Origin of the sequence: Bittarella sp. HCP28S3_D9 (assembly GCF_052065655.1) — a bacterium.
In the GTDB taxonomy this organism is placed as follows: domain Bacteria; phylum Bacillota; class Clostridia; order Oscillospirales; family Ruminococcaceae; genus Bittarella; species Bittarella massiliensis.
Genome location: NZ_JBQHTP010000021.1, coordinates 41,455 through 54,070, shown reverse-complemented (window position 1 = coordinate 54,070; position 12,616 = coordinate 41,455). Strand labels below are relative to the sequence as shown.

Genomic DNA, 12,616 nt, shown 5'->3' with positions numbered 1-12,616 from the left:
GCGCCCCCGGCGAGAGGGGGGCGCCGCCGCTCGGCGTTCCCGCGGTGCTGTCGCCTCGAGGCGGTGCAGCGCGCCCGCGCCGGTCTGCGCTGGCTGCTCTCGCCGCTGCCCCTTCCCCTAGGGCCCTCTGACCGCCGGTTTTGATGCCCCTGCCCCAAAGGGGGCGGTGCAGGCCGCCGAAGAGGGGATTTTGATGCCGGTGGGCGAGGGGGGCGTTTTGTCCGGGCAAAATTATTTCTGTTAACAATTTTGCTATCATCGGGGGCGAAATATGGTGTACAATAAATCCGAATGGATGGATCTGGGATAAGATGCATAGAGATGGGATCGCGGGTGTTTCGCCGTCGGGCGGCCCCGCTCCCTTTTTCAAAATACAGGGCGCGCTGGCGCCCGCTGGGGGCAGAGAGATGGCATTTGTCGAGTTTCAGGACGTGGTCAAGGAGTACCGGATGGGGGAGGTGACCATCCGCGCGGCGGACGGCATCACCTTTTCCATCGAGAAGGGGGAGTTCTGCGTCATCGTCGGGCCCAGCGGCGCGGGCAAGACCACCGTCCTCAACATCCTCGGGGGGATGGACAGCTGCGACGGCGGCAAGATCTGGGTGGACGGCAAGGAGGTGAGCGCCTACTCCCGCAAAGAGCTCATCACCTACCGCCGCTACGACATCGGCTTTGTCTTTCAGTTTTACAACCTGGTGCAAAACCTCACCGCCAAGGAGAATGTGGAGCTGGCCTCCCAAATCTGCCGGGAGCCGGAGGACGCCGAGGAGGTGCTGCGCCAGGTGGGGCTGGGGGAGCGGATGAAGAACTTTCCCGCCCAGCTCTCCGGCGGGGAACAGCAGCGGGTGGCCATCGCCCGGGCCCTGGCCAAGCGGCCCAAGCTCCTGCTGTGCGACGAGCCCACCGGCGCGCTGGACTACGAGACCGGCAAGAGCATTTTGAAGCTGTTGCAGGACACCTGCCGCAACACCGGGACCACGGTGGTGGTCATCACCCACAACACCGCCCTCACCCCCATGGCGGACCGGGTCATCAAAATCAAAAACAGCCGGGTGCGGAGCATGGAGAAAAACGACGTCCCCACACCGGTGGAAAGAATTGAGTGGTAGACGGTGAAGAGACAGCGCAAGACCGCCCTCTGGAAGGACGCCTTCCGGGAGGTGCGCAAGACCAAAAGCCGGTTTTTCTCCATCTTCTTGATCGTGGCCCTGGGGGCCGGCTTCTTCGCGGGGATCAAAGCCACCGGGCCGGACATGAAGCTCACCGGCGACGCCTATTTTGACGAGCAGGATTTGATGGACATCAAGGCCCTCTCCACCTACGGCCTCAACGGGGACGACATCGCCGCCCTGGAGGCCGACGAGATGGTCAAGGCGGTGGAGCCGGCCCACTCGGTGGACACCCTGGTGCACGACGGCGAGAAGTCCAGCGTCATCAAGGTGCTGGGGCTGCCGGGAGAGGGGGGGATCAACGCCCCCCGGCTGATGGAGGGGCGGCTGCCCGAGGCGGAGAACGAGTGCCTCATCCAGTACGGCGGCCACCTGAGCCGGCGGCTGCAGATCGGCGACACGGTGACCCTCTCCCCCGGCAAGGAGGGGGAGGCGCTGTCGGACACCCTGCGGGAGAGCAGCTACACAGTGGTGGGGGTCGCCCAGTGCCCCCTCTACATCACCTTCTCCATGGGCACCACCAGCATCGGCAGCGGCACGGTGGACGACCTGCTGCTCATCCCCGATGAGGCCTTTGTCCTCGACTACTACACTGAGGCCTACCTGACCCTCAAGGGGGCGGCGGAGCTGGACTGCTTTGGGGAGGAGTACGGCCAGCTGGTGGCCGACGCCAAGACCCGCCTCGAGGGGGTGGGGGAGGCCCGCGCCCAGGCCCGCTACGACGAGATCTACGAGGAGGCCGCAGGCAAACTCGACGACGCCCAGGCCGAACTGGACCAGGCCAGGGCCGACGGGCAGGCCGAACTGGACGCGGCCAAGAAGAAGCTCGACAGCGCCGCCGCCGAGCTGCAGAGCGCCAAGAGCACCCTGGATGCCAGCGAGAAAAAGCTGGCCGACGCCAAGAGCCAGATCGCGGCGGGGGAGGCGGCCATCCCCCAAAACCAGGCCGCCTTTGACGAGAAGATCGCCGCCGGCCAGGCCGAACTGGAGCAATCCCGCAGCCAGCTGGCCCAGTTGGAGCAGGGGATCGCCGCCCTGCAGGGCCAACTGGCCGCCATGGGCGACCCCGCCCAGCTGCCGCCGGAACTGCAGGCGCAGTACCAGGCCCTGGCCGGGCGGATACAGGGGATGCAGGTCCAACTGGACGGGGGCCGCGCCCAACTGGCCAAGGGGGAGGCCGCCCTGGCCGCCGCCAAAAAGGACGGCCAGGCCCAACTCGACCAGGCCCGGGCCGACCTGACAAAGGCCAAGAGCGACTACCAGCAGGGCCTGGCGAAATACCAGACCGGGTTGGCCCAGTACCAGCAGGGCCAGCGGGAGTACCGCAGCGGCGCCGCCGAGTACGAGAGCGCCAAGGCAAGTTTTGCCACCCAGATCGCCGACGGGCAGGGGGAGATCGACGAGAACCGGGCCAAACTGGCGGACATCGCCCTGCCCAAGTGGTATCTCTACGACCGGGACGGGAACGTGGGCTACTCCGGCTTTGCCGACGACGCCGACCGCATCGACGCCATCTCCCTTGTCTTCCCGGTGTTTTTCTTCGCGGTGGCGGCCCTGGTCTGCCTGACCACCATGACCCGGATGGTGGAGGAGCAGCGCACCCAGGCGGGCACCGTCAAGGCCCTGGGGTACGGCAGCGGTGCGGTCATCTGCAAGTACCTGCTCTACGCCGTGACGGCGGCGGTGCTGGGGGCGGTCTTCGGCATCGTGGGGGGGCTGCTCCTCTTCCCCAACGTCATCTTCAACGCCTATGCCATCATGTACCGAATGACAAAGGTCATCGCCCCCATCCGCCTCGACTACCTCCTCTGGATCACCCTGGGGTCGGCGGCCTGTGCGGCCCTGGCGGTGCTCTACGCCTGTGTCAAGGAGCTGCGGGAGACTCCCTCCCAGCTGATGCGGCCCAAGGCCCCCAAGGCGGGCAAGCGGGTGCTGTTGGAGCGGGTGGGCTTTGTCTGGGATCGGCTGAGCTTCATCGGCAAGGTGACGGTGCGCAACCTCTTTCGCTACAAAAAGCGCATCGCCATGACGGTGCTGGGCATTGCCGGCTGCACCGCGCTGATGATGGCGGGCTTTGGGGTGAAGGACTCCATCTCCGACATCGTCAGCATCCAGTTCGGCGAACTGGATGTCTACGACGGGCAGGTGGTCTTTGACGAGGACACCCTCGCCGAGGACCGAGAGGACTTCGATGTCCTCCTGGCCGGGCAGTTGGGGCTGGGGGTGCACCAGTACGCCCGCGAGAAGTCGGTCACCGCCGGCAGCGACAGCCGCCAGCTGGAACTGACCCTGGTGGTGCCCGAGGAGCCGGAGCGGCTGGGCGAGCAGATCGTGCTGCGCACCCGCAAGGGGCACGAGCCCATCCCCCTCACCGACGAGGGGGCGGTCCTCAGCGAAAAGGCCGCCAACCTGATGGGGGTCTCGGCGGGGGACGAGATCTTCCTGGTGGCCGACTCGGGGGAGCAGCTCCCGGTCAAGGTGGCCGCGATCACCGAGAACTACGCCTTCCACTACCTCTACCTCTCCCCCGCCTACTACCGGCAGGTCTTTGGGGAGGAGATGCGCCCCAACACCCTGCTCTTGCAGATGGACGACCCGGGGCAGGAGGGGCAGGACGCCCTTTCCGGGGCGCTGTTGGAGCACGACGGGGTGCTGATGATCAGCTACACCAGCGGCATCAAAAACAGCTTTGGCGACACGGTGACCAGCCTCAACTACGTGGTACTGGTGCTCATCGTCTCGGCCGGGGCGCTGGCCTTTGTGGTGCTCTACAACCTCACCAACATCAACGTGGCCGAGCGGCTGCGGGAGATCGCCACCATCAAGGTGCTGGGCTTTTACGACAAGGAGGTCTCGGCCTACATCTTCCGGGAGAATGTGGCCCTCACCCTCATGGGCACCGTGGCCGGGCTTTTGGGGGGCATCTGGCTGCACCGGTTTGTCATCACCACCGCCGAGATCGACACCATCATGTTCGGGCGGACGGTGGCCCCCCTCAGCTACCTCCTCTCGGCGGCGCTGACCATCCTCTTCGCGGTGCTGGTCAACCTGGCCATGCACTTTCACCTGAAAAAGGTGGATATGGTGGAGAGCCTCAAATCGGTGGAATAGGGTTTTCGGCAGGGAAAAGGCGGTTGTGGAAACCGCCTTTTTTTGGTATAATGAACAGAAATTCTGGGAAGGAAAAGGGGGAGGTGACTCCCTTTTGGTGCTGGCGGTGCGGCTGGCTTCAATGCTGCCAATGAGGGGGATACTTGATTGAAAGACCTGCTGAAAAAGTACAAAGACGTTCTGCTCTACCTGATTTTTGGCGCCCTCACCACCCTGGTGAACATCGTCACCTACGCGGCCTTTACCCGGCTGGTGGGGATGGGGGAGATGGGGAGCAACGTCTGGGCCTGGGTGCTGTCGGTCCTCTTTGCCTATGTGACCAACAAGCTCTGGGTCTTTGAAAACCGGGATTTCGGGGCCCGCCATCTGGCGCGGGAATTCGGCTCCTTTGTGGCGGCACGGCTCTTCTCCGGCGCGCTGGACATGGGGATCATGTGGCTGTTTGTCACCCGGCTGGCCTGCCCCGACTTGATCGTGAAGATCGCCTCCAATGTGGTGGTGATCGTCCTCAACTACCTGTTCAGCAAGCTGTGGATTTTTAAAAAGAAGGATGGAGAGACAGCATGAGCGAGATCACCGTACTGGTTCCCTGTTACAACGAGCAGGAATCCCTGCCCTATTTTTACCCGGAAATCTGCAAGGTGGCCGGGCGGATGAAGGCCACCTACGGGGTGGATTTCTCCTTTATCTTTGTGGACGACGGCTCCAAGGACGGCACCCTGGGGGTGCTCAAGGAGTTGGCGGCGGGGGACGAGCGGGTGCGCTACCTCTCCTTCTCCCGCAACTTTGGGAAGGAGGCGGCCATCTTCGCCGGGCTGCAGCACGCCACCGGCGACTACGTGGCCATGATGGACGCCGACTTGCAGGACCCGCCCCAGATGCTCGAGGAGATGTATCGCGGCATCGCCGAGGAGGGGTACGACTGCGTGGGCACCCGCCGGGTCACCCGCAAGGGGGAGCCCAAGGTGCGCTCCTTCTTCGCCCGGCTCTTCTACAAGCTCATCAACAAGATTTCCGACACCGAGATCGTGGACGGCGCCCGGGACTTTCGGCTGATGACCCGGCAGATGGTGGATGCCATCCTCTCCATGAGCGAGTACAACCGCTTCTCCAAGGGGATCTTCAGCTGGGTGGGTTTCTCCACCAAGTGGCTGGAGTACGAGAATGTGGAGCGGGTCGCAGGGGAGACCAAGTGGTCTTTCTGGAAACTGCTGCTCTACTCCATCGACGGCATCACCGCCTTCTCCACCGCCCCCCTGGCCATCGCCTCCCTCATGGGGGTCCTCTTCTGCTTTTTGGCGGCCATCCTGATCGTGGTGGTCATCGTCAAGACCCTGGTCTGGGGCGACCCGGTGGCGGGTTACCCCTCGATGATGTGCTTTATCTTCCTCATCGGCGGCATCCAGCTGCTCTGTCTGGGCATTCTGGGGCAGTACCTCTCCAAGACCTATCTGGAGACCAAGCGCCGGCCGGTCTACATCCTCAAAGAGGACAACAAGAAATAAAAAAGAGGGGCGACAGCAATTTGCTGTCGCCCTTCTTTTTTTATGGCTTTAGCGCCCCACTCCCCAGCCCTTCCGGGGAAGTCACATTGCTTTCGCAGAGGGCTTCCCGAAAAAAAGAGCGTGAAGACGCAACAGGAAAAGCGATTTTGGGTTATAGATGATGCGAAATAGTCCCCGGGGCTGCCGGGTTGCCGGTGGCAGCGCGCGGAATGCGGGGCTGGGATTTCGGCGCTCCTTGCGGGGCTGGGCCTGTGCGGTGCCCTTTGGGGGCTGATGCCACAGCAGAGCAGCTCTTTGCCGGTGAGGCCTCTATCATGCCCGCAAAACGGCGTCCAGGGGCCGACCTTTGGCCAGTTCGTCCACCAGTTTGTCCAGGCGGCGGATCTCCTGCAGGAGGGGGTCCTCCACCGCCTCCACCCGCACGCCACAGACGGTGCCGCTGATTTTTTCCCGGTTGGGGTTCATCCGGGGCGCGCTCTCGAAAAAGGCGGCATAGCTGCCCTCTCCTGCGGCCAGCGCGTCGATCTCCCCCTGGCTGTACCCGGTCAGCCAGCGGATGACCTCGTCCACCTCGCCCTTGGCGCGCCCCTTTCTCACCGCCTTGTTGACGAGCAGGGGATAAATTTTGGAAAAGGGCATCTGCGCCGCCGTCTGCCGTCCCATCTGCCGCCCTCCTTCAAGAAGTTTGCCCGTGTCCCTCTCAGTTTGTCCGGGTGGCTTGCCAGTCATTCCCGCTGGGGGCGCGCCTTTTTTTGCAGTTGCCCGGCTCTGCGGGAAGGTGCGCCCTACTCCCCCACAAACTCCCGCCAGAACTGGAGGTAGCTTTCCTTGGTGTACTTGGGGACGAAGTTCTCCTTGACCCGCAGGGCCTCTGCCGCCCCGTCCCAGAGCAGGTCAACGGCGGTGGCGGCCATCATCTTGGCGGGGAGGATGTAGGCCATCTCCTCGTCGCAGATGGCGAAGTCCTTGGCATGGGCGCTGCCGCAAAATCCCCCCGCCACCGGGTGGATGGCCGGGATCACGTGGCTGAGATCCCCCATGTCCGACGAGCCGGCCCCCATTTTGGGGCCCACGGTGGCGTCGATGACGTGCTCCTCCCCCAGCAGGGCGCGGGCATTTTGCAGGAATACCCGGTCCAGGTCGGGGTTTTGGCGCATGGGCAGGTAGCCGGGCAGCTCCTTGATCTCGCACCGGGCCCCCACGGCGTAGGCCCCCGCCTCCAAAGCGCGGTTGACCTTGGCGCTGGCCGCCACCACCGCGTCGGTGTCCATCCCCCGCACATAGGTCTCGATGCGCACGTCGGCGGGGACGATGTTGACCAGGTCGCCCCCCTTGGTGATGATGGGGTGCACCCGGATGCCGTCGTCGTCTTTAAAGGTCTCCCGCTGGGCGTTGACGGCCATCAGCCCCAGCATGGCGGCGTTGAGGGCGTTGACCCCGTTTTCCGGCTCCACCCCGGCGTGGGCCTCTTTGCCGGTGTACTGCACGATCTTCCCCACAAAGCCGGAGGAGGGGGCCCCCACCACCGAGGAGCGGACGTCGGGGGAGCAGTAGGAGTGGACCATCATCGCCATGTCCACGTCGTCAAAGGCGCCCTCGGCGATCAGCTGCTGCTTGCCGCCCACAAATTCCACCTTGCCCTCGTCCCGCAGCTTCTGGCGGTACTCCAGCTCCACAAACTCCTCGGCGGGGACGGCCAGAAAGGCCAGGTCCCCGTCCAGCTGCTCCATCGCCCCCGAGAGGCAGAGACCCATGGCCGCCCCCAGCATGGCGGCGATCTGGGCGTTGTGGCCGCAGGCGTGGGCCGCGCCGGAGCGCTCGTCGGCAAAGGGGTGGGTGGGGGAGACCACTGCGTCCAGTTCCCCCAACAGGGCCACGGTGGCCCGGTGGTCCCGCCCGGCGGCCCGGGCCTTGACCCCGGTGAGCCCCAGCCCGGTCTGATAGGGGAGACCCAGCTCGGAAAAGACCGTCTGCACCAGTTCGCTGGCAAAGTGCTCCTTATAGCCCAGCTCGGGGTGGGCGAAGATGGCCCTGCCCGCGTCGATGATCCGCTCTCGGTTCTCGTCAATGGTTTGCAATACCCGCTCTTTCAGCGCCCTGTTGTCCATGGGTGCGCCCTCCTTGTTAAAGCGGCTGCCGCCGCAATCGATGTCCGCCTTTTGGCCCCTCTATGATACCGCGTTTTGCGGGCGGGGGCAAGCGGAAAGCCGCAGTAAAGAAAGGGGCGATGAGGTGCTGCCAATTGGATGAACTTTATCGAATTTTTGAGGGAAACAGCGAAAACCGGTGATTTTGAAATTTTATTTGAAGGGAATCCCCCAATTTGTCTCATAAAGGGGATATTCGGGGGATTTTTGTTGACGGGGGCCTGGGGGACCGATATAATGAGAGGGTGAGAAACAGGGCCGGCAGTGCCGGGGAAAGGCGGGTTGAACGTGATCGAGACCATTCTTCTCGCCGTTTGGTGGGCCCGGCGCAAGGGCTATTCCCCGGCCGGCCTCAGGCGGGCGAAGCTCCTCTATCCCGCCTATCTGCTGGAACTCTGCACCATCGCCTTTCAGGTCTGCGTCTTCTGCGGGGTCTACACCTTCATCCCCTACGCCCCCATCCTCAAGACCAGCTACATGCTGGCCCTGGCCCTCCCCCTTATCGGCTACCGGCTCTGGGACGCGGGTCTCCTGAGCGCAGGGTGCGTCTTTCTGGGCAGCTTTTTAAACAACCTGGTCATGGGCCTCAACGGGGGGAAGATGCCGGTTTTTCCCACCCTCTCCTACCTGACGGGGTATGTCAACAGCCGCAACCTCAACCTGGGCGGCGGCATCCACGTGCTGGGGGACAGCGGCACCCGCCTGAAGGTGCTCGCAGACTACATCGACATCGGCTACAGCGTGCTTAGCATCGGGGACGTGCTGGTGCGGGTGATGGGCTTTTTGGCCGTCTACGCGACCCTGCGCCACCTCTCGCAGAAGGCCGCTTCAAAGGAGTTGGGATAGATGATCTTTTTGGTGGAACTCTTGCTGCGCGACATCCCGGAGGTGCTGCTGCTCCTCTTCGGGCTCTATGTCTTTGCCGGCCAGCCGGTGGAGAGGCGGCAGTACTTCCTCTCCGCCGGGGTGCTGGTGATCACCACCATCATCACCCGGGCCCTCCCCCTGAACAACGGCGTCTACATCCTCCTCAACGTCATCGTCCTCATCTCCCTGGCCACCTATCTCTGCAAGATCGACCTGCTCACCTCCATCAAGTCCAGCCTGATCGTCACCCTGATTTTGGCCCTGTTGGAGGCGGTCAACGTCTTTCTCCTTCAGCTCTTCTTCCACGGCGACCTGGGGGTGGTCTTTGAAGACCGCCTCTACAAGACCGTCGCCGGCCTGCCCACCGTGCTGCTGTTGACGGCAGTGCTGCTGGGCGCTTACGGCCTCAAGAAAAAGCGGGCCGGGCGCGCCCGGCGGGACTGACCGGTGGGCTGGCTGGAAGGGGCGGCCCAGCGGGCGGCCGGGCGGGTGGGCAGCGCCCTGTCCTACCCGCCGGAGCGCGTCGAGGTGCTGGCCTACGGTTTTTTCGGCCTCTTTCAGACGGCGTTTCTCCTGCTGGCGGTGGGCGCGCTGGGCGGCTTGAGCGGCCGCCTGGGGGAAGCGCTGACCGCCCTGGTGGGCGGTTCCCTGCTGCGGCGGCTCTGCGGCGGCGCCCACGCGCCCAGCCCCTTTCTCTGCGGGGCGGTGAGCGCCCTCTCCTGCTGGGGGATGGCCCTCCTCTCCGGCTGGGCCCTGTCACTGTCTTTGCCCCGCCCCCTCTGGCTGGCGGGGGCGGCGGCCCTCTCCCTCCTCTCCATCCTGGCGATTTCCCTCTGGGCGCCGGTGGATCACCCCAACAAGCGGCTGCGGGATGCGCGGCTGCGGGCCGCCTTTCGCAGGCGGGGGGTGGCCCTGGCCTCCCTTTTGGCGGCCCTCTCCCTGGCCGGCGGCTTTGCCGGCGGCGGGTGGAGGAGCTGCGGGGGCGCGCTCTGCCTGGCGATCTGCTGGCAGGCGGCCTCCCTCACCCCGGCCGCGGTGCGGCTGGCAAAGCGATTGGCGGGCGCTCCGGCGCCCGCCGGGAAAGGAGGTGACATGACGTGAAAGGGAAGAAGTGGTATGCAGCGCTGGCGGCGCTGGCAACTGCAGCCGCGGCCCTGATGGCCTCTTCGGCTTGCCTGTGGTTTTTCTACCAGCCGAAGGAACCCGATTGCCTGAACAAGTAAGATGGCAAGGACTGCGAACCGCAAAAAAGAGCCGAAAGGCTCTTTTTTGCAGAACATCTGTCCTTGACAGGAGCACGCATCGGCCATACAATCGAGAGAGCAGCGACAAAAAACGACGGATGCCCGGACGACCTGTGCGCCCGGGCAGAAAGGGGGGCTGATGACAAGGATGGCAAGGATGACAAACATGACAAACAAAAAGACAGATCGCCTCAACATACAGGATTTTCTGTTCTCGGTCCGGCTCCTCTCCCTCTTCTTTGCCGCCATCGCCTTTTTGCAGTTTGCCTACTGGCAGGTGGATGCGGGGGCGGAGTTTGCCTCCTACGTCTGGTATGTCCCCCTGGCGGCCATTGCCATCGCCGCGTCCATCTACCTCTGCCTCTTCAACCTGCGCCGGGCCACCAAGCGGCAGCAGCGCTGGGGCAAGGCGCTGGAGTGCGGGCTGATGCTGGGGGTGTTCTTCTTCGCCATCGCCGTCACCGGCCTCTGGGAGAGCCAGTACAAGATCCTCTTTCTCTTCCTCATCATCAGCTACACCTTCGAGTCGGGGATGCGCGTCGGCCTGGGGCTGGCGGCCTTTTGCTCCCTGGCGATCGTGGCCATCGACGCGATCTGGGCCCCCACCCAGGGCGGGGTCAACCTGCAGATGCAAAACGACCTGCTCCTCTGCGGGGCCTTCATCGTCACCGCCTGGGCGCTGGGCTTTTACTCCCAGATCCGGCAGGAGTACATCGCCAGCTTGGAGAAGCAGGTGCGAGTGGACGGGCTCACCGGCCTTCTCAACCACCGCAGCTTTTACGACGCGGTGCAGGCGAGTTTTGAGCGGGCGGTGAAAGAGGACCAGCCCCTCTCCCTCATCTTTGCCGACGTGGACTACTTCAAGACCTATAACGACTGCCACGGGCACCAGGCCGGCGACACGGCCCTGGCGGCCATGGCGGGGCTCTTCACCCAACTGCTGGGGGGCGGGGAGCAGATTTTTCGCTACGGCGGGGAGGAGTTCTCCCTCATCCTCCCGGGGGTGGGGGAGGAGGAAGCCCGCGCCCTGGCCGAGCGGCTTCGCGCCGCGGTGGAGGAGCACCCCTTCCCCGGGGAGGAGGTGCTGCCCGGCGGGCGGCTGACCATCTCCTGCGGGGTGGCTGCCCGCACCCCCCAGCAGGTGGACTACAAGGAGCTGGTGCACAGCGGGGACGACGCCCTCTACCGGGCCAAGTTCTTCCGCAAAAACCGGGTGGAGGTCTACGTCTCGCTGCTGGAGCAGTTCCCCCGGGAGGGGAGCGAGGGGGTGGAGGAGGCCCTGGCCTCCATCAGGGCCCTCATCGCCGTGGTCAACTCCAGGGACATGTACACCTTTGGCCACACCGAGCGGGTGGTCTACTACGCCGACATGATGGCCCGGCAGCTGGCCCTCCCGCCGGAGGAGGCGGGGCAGTTGGTCTATGCCGCCTATGTCCACGACGTGGGGAAGATCAACATCCCCAAAGAGGTGCTGCTCAAACCCATCGGCCTCACCGACGAGGAGTGGGGGGAGATGAAGCGCCACCCCGAGGAGGGGGCCTACATCCTGCAAAACCTGCCCAGTTTGGCCTTTACCGCCGAACTGGTCCGCCACCACCACGAGCGCTACGACGGCAGCGGTTACCCCGACGGCCTGAAGGGGGAGGAGATCCCCTACCTGTCGCGGGTGCTCACCCTGGTGGACAGCTTTGACGCCATCCTCTCGGACCGGCCCTACAAAAAGGGGCGCACCTTTGAGGAGGGGATCGTGGAGCTGGCGCGCTGCCGGGGTACCCAGTTTGACCCGGTCCTCACCGACCAGTTCATCGAGGCCCTGCGCACCGTGCGCTGATGGGGGAGATGCGAAGATCGCCCAAAAGAGAGAGGGGGGACCAGTCGTCCCCCCTCTCTCTTTTTCATTCCCTGCCCCTCACCCCTCCTGGGGCGGGCGGCAGACGGCGTAGAGGTAGTGCAGCCGCTCGCCGCTGTAATAGCGGGTGAGAAAGGCCCGCTCCCGCTCCATCCCCAGGGCGCGGGCCACCCGGATGGAGGGCAGGTTGTCGGCTTTGATGACGGCGTGCACCTTCTCGGCCCCCAGGACCGTGAAGGCGTAGTTGACACAGGCGGCGGCCGCCTCCCGGGCGTAGCCCTGGTGCCAGCACCGGCGCTTGAGGAGGTAGCCCACCTCCAGCACCTCTGTCCCCTCGCAGGGCTGCCACGTCAGCCCTGCCTGGCCCACCATCTCGCCGCTGTCCTTTCGGCAGGCCGCCCAGAGGCCGTAGCCGCACCGGGCGTAGCGGCCCCGCTGCCGGTCCAGCCAGTCCTGCACCTCCTCGGGGGTGAAATCGTGCTCGTAGGCCAGCATCCCCTGCGGGTCCTGAAGCATCTGGGCCAGGTCGTCGAGATCCCCCTGCTCCATCTCCCGCAAAACAAGCCGCTCGGTCTCCAAAACAATGGCCATCCACCGCTTCCCCCTTCCAGTTTTGTCCGCCTATTTTACCAGTTTTTTGGCGGAGGGGCAAGGGCGGGGTGGACTGCGCTTGTCGGTGGGCCCCTCTTTCTGGGGGGGAGGGGGGGAAGGAAAACGCCCCGAG

12 protein-coding genes are annotated in these 12,616 nt (G+C 64.6%); 9 read left to right on the top strand and 3 right to left on the bottom strand.

Annotated features, from left to right (window positions below):
- Positions 1-407 precede the first annotated feature (407 nt).
- The 4 genes from ACTNAU_RS10885 to ACTNAU_RS10870 all read left to right on the top strand — a co-directional run bounded on the left by ACTNAU_RS10885 (position 408) and on the right by ACTNAU_RS10870 (position 5,785).
- Positions 408-1,109, top strand: a complete 702-nt coding sequence (locus ACTNAU_RS10885) for an ABC transporter ATP-binding protein (protein ID WP_441098433.1) — start codon at positions 408-410, stop codon at positions 1,107-1,109.
- A gap of 3 nt (positions 1,110-1,112) precedes the next feature.
- Positions 1,113-4,280, top strand: a complete 3,168-nt coding sequence (locus tag ACTNAU_RS10880; protein ID WP_441098432.1) for an FtsX-like permease family protein — start codon at positions 1,113-1,115, stop codon at positions 4,278-4,280.
- A gap of 147 nt (positions 4,281-4,427) precedes the next feature.
- Positions 4,428-4,847, top strand: a complete 420-nt coding sequence (locus ACTNAU_RS10875) for a GtrA family protein (RefSeq protein WP_441098431.1) — start codon at positions 4,428-4,430, stop codon at positions 4,845-4,847.
- Positions 4,844-5,785 (top strand): glycosyltransferase family 2 protein, encoded by a 942-nt coding sequence (locus tag ACTNAU_RS10870; RefSeq protein WP_441098430.1) that lies wholly within the window; start codon positions 4,844-4,846, stop codon positions 5,783-5,785. The genes ACTNAU_RS10875 and ACTNAU_RS10870 overlap by 4 nt, the downstream gene beginning before the upstream one ends.
- A 312-nt stretch (positions 5,786-6,097) precedes the next feature.
- On the opposite strand, the gene ACTNAU_RS10865 is transcribed toward ACTNAU_RS10870, so the two are convergent.
- On the bottom strand, positions 6,098-6,448 hold the full coding sequence (locus tag ACTNAU_RS10865) for a DUF2200 domain-containing protein (RefSeq protein ID WP_441098429.1): 351 nt from the start codon (positions 6,446-6,448) through the stop codon (positions 6,098-6,100).
- Between the two features lie 122 nt (positions 6,449-6,570).
- Positions 6,571-7,893: an amidohydrolase gene (locus ACTNAU_RS10860; RefSeq protein WP_185914672.1), complete on the bottom strand. Its 1,323-nt coding sequence runs from the start codon at positions 7,891-7,893 to the stop codon at positions 6,571-6,573.
- Between the two features lie 327 nt (positions 7,894-8,220).
- Here ACTNAU_RS10860 and ACTNAU_RS10855 point away from each other — a divergent pair, with 327 nt between their 5' ends.
- From ACTNAU_RS10855 to ACTNAU_RS10835, 5 genes are all read left to right on the top strand, one after another.
- Positions 8,221-8,778: a DUF5317 family protein gene (locus ACTNAU_RS10855; protein ID WP_185914673.1), complete on the top strand. Its 558-nt coding sequence runs from the start codon at positions 8,221-8,223 to the stop codon at positions 8,776-8,778.
- The gene (locus ACTNAU_RS10850; RefSeq protein WP_216401503.1) at positions 8,779-9,243 is read left to right on the top strand and encodes a hypothetical protein; all 465 of its coding nucleotides are present in this window, start codon (positions 8,779-8,781) and stop codon (positions 9,241-9,243) included.
- 3 nt (positions 9,244-9,246) lie between these two features.
- Positions 9,247-9,900 carry an accessory gene regulator B family protein gene (locus tag ACTNAU_RS10845; RefSeq protein WP_441098428.1) on the top strand — a complete coding sequence of 218 codons (654 nt, stop codon included), beginning with the start codon at positions 9,247-9,249 and terminating at the stop codon, positions 9,898-9,900.
- The gene (locus ACTNAU_RS10840) at positions 9,897-10,022 is read left to right on the top strand and encodes a cyclic lactone autoinducer peptide (RefSeq protein WP_044993103.1); all 126 of its coding nucleotides are present in this window, start codon (positions 9,897-9,899) and stop codon (positions 10,020-10,022) included. The genes ACTNAU_RS10845 and ACTNAU_RS10840 overlap by 4 nt, the downstream gene beginning before the upstream one ends.
- Positions 10,023-10,209: 187 nt before the next feature.
- The gene (locus ACTNAU_RS10835; RefSeq protein WP_441098427.1) at positions 10,210-11,874 is read left to right on the top strand and encodes a bifunctional diguanylate cyclase/phosphohydrolase; all 1,665 of its coding nucleotides are present in this window, start codon (positions 10,210-10,212) and stop codon (positions 11,872-11,874) included.
- Positions 11,875-11,952: 78 nt separating this feature from the next.
- On the opposite strand, the gene ACTNAU_RS10830 is transcribed toward ACTNAU_RS10835, so the two are convergent.
- Positions 11,953-12,483 carry a GNAT family N-acetyltransferase gene (locus tag ACTNAU_RS10830; RefSeq protein ID WP_207721182.1) on the bottom strand — a complete coding sequence of 177 codons (531 nt, stop codon included), beginning with the start codon at positions 12,481-12,483 and terminating at the stop codon, positions 11,953-11,955.
- Positions 12,484-12,616 lie beyond the last annotated feature (133 nt).